Below are 1,908 nucleotides of genomic sequence, written 5' to 3'. Positions count from 1 at the left end.
GTCGCCGGACTTGAGACCCTTGGAGATGAGGTCCATGACCGAGGAGTCGGCGAGGGTGGAGACGTCGCCGACTTCGCGGTTCTCGGCGACGTCGCGCAGCAGGCGGCGCATGATCTTGCCGGAGCGGGTCTTGGGGAGTTCGGGCACGACCATGATCTGGCGGGGTTTGGCGATCGGGCCGATTTCCTTGGACACGTGGTTGCGCAGTTCGGCGAGTGCGGCTTCGCCGCCGGCTTCGTCGGCGACGCCGCCGCGCAGGATGACGAAGGCGACGATGCCTTGTCCGGTGGTGGGGTCGCTGGCGCCGACGACGGCGGCTTCGGCGACGTTGGGGTGGGAGACGAGTGCGGATTCGACTTCGGTGGTGGAGATGCGGTGGCCGGAGACGTTCATGACGTCGTCGACGCGGCCGAGCAGCCACAGGTCGCCGTCGGTGTCGTATTTCGCGCCGTCGCCGGCGAAGTAGAAGCCCAGGTCGGCGAACTTGGACCAGTAGGTGTCCTTGTAGCGTTCGTCGTCGCCCCAGATGCCGCGCAGCATGGAGGGCCAGGGCTTGTCGAGGACGAGGAGTCCGCCGCCGCCGGGTCCGACTTCCTGGCCCTGTTCGTCGACGACCTTGGCGGAGATGCCGGGTAGCGGGGTTTGCGCGGAGCCGGGTTTGGTGGCGGTGACGCCGGGCAGCGGTGAGATCATGATGGCGCCGGTTTCGGTTTGCCACCAGGTGTCGACGATGGGGGTGCGGTCGGAGCCGATGTTGGTGCGGTACCAGATCCAGGCTTCGGGGTTGATGGGTTCGCCGACCGAGCCGAGCACTCGCAGCGAGGACAGGTCGTACTTGGCGGGGATGTCCGCGCCCCACTTCATGAAGGTGCGGATGGTGGTGGGGGCGGTGTAGTAGATCGTGACGCCGTACTTCTGCACGATTTCCCAGTGCCGGCCCTCGTGGGGGGTGTTGGGGGTGCCTTCGTAGATGACCTGGGTGGCGCCGTTGGCCAGGGGGCCGTAGACGATGTAGGTGTGGCCGGTGACCCAGCCGATGTCGGCGGTGCACCAGTAGACGTCGGTGTCGGGTTTGAGGTCGAAGACGTGGTGGTGGGTGTAGGCGGCTTGGGTGAGGTAGCCGCCGGAGGTGTGCAGGATGCCCTTGGGGCGTCCGGTGGTGCCGGAGGTGTAGAGGATGAACAGCGGGTGTTCGCTGTCGAAGGCCTCCGGGGTGTGGGTCTCGGGCTGGGGGTCGACAACCTCGTGCCACCACTTGTCGCGGGAGTCGTTCCAGGTGACGTCGGTGCTGGTGCGCTGGACGACCAGGACGTGCTCGACGCTGGGGGCTTCGGCGATGGCGTCGTCGACGCTGGCCTTGAGCGGGAGGGCTTTGCCGCGGCGGTACTGGCCGTCGGCGGTGATGACGACCTTGGCCTGGGCGTCGTTGATGCGGGAGCGCAGCGCTTCGGCGGAGAAGCCGCCGAACACGACGCTGTGCAGGGCGCCGAGGCGGGCGCAGGCCAGCATGGAGAACACGGCCTCGGGCAGCATCGGCAGGTAGATCGCGACCCGGTCGCCCTTGCCGACGCCGAGTTCGGTGAGGGCGTTGGCGGTGCGGGAGACCTCGCGCTGGAGTTCGGCGTAGGTGATGGCGCGGGTGTCGCCGGGTTCGCCTTCCCAGTGGATCGCGACGCGGTCGCCGTGGCCGGCTTCGACGTGCCGGTCGGCGCAGTTGTAGGCCACGTTGAGCGTGCCGCCGACGAACCACTTCGCGAACGGCGCGCCCGACCAGTCCAGGACCTGGTCCCACTCGGTGTCCCACTGCAACCGCGATGCCTGCTCGGCCCAGAACGCCTCGCGGTCCGCATCGGCCTGGCCGTAGAGCGCCGACGTGGCGTTGGCCTGCGCCGCGAAATCCTCGGACGG

At 68.4% G+C, this 1,908-nt stretch carries 1 protein-coding gene; it reads right to left on the bottom strand.

Annotated features, from left to right (window positions below):
- Positions 1–1,908, bottom strand: a 1,908-nt coding sequence (acs, locus tag E1181_RS31005) for an acetate--CoA ligase (protein WP_132679960.1), incomplete at both ends; no start/stop codon positions are given.

The organism is Saccharopolyspora terrae (assembly GCF_004348435.1).
Taxonomy (GTDB): Bacteria; Actinomycetota; Actinomycetes; order Mycobacteriales; family Pseudonocardiaceae; genus Saccharopolyspora; species Saccharopolyspora endophytica.
The sequence above is the reverse complement of the archived record's forward strand: the minus strand, read 5'-3'. Positions and strand labels throughout refer to the sequence as shown.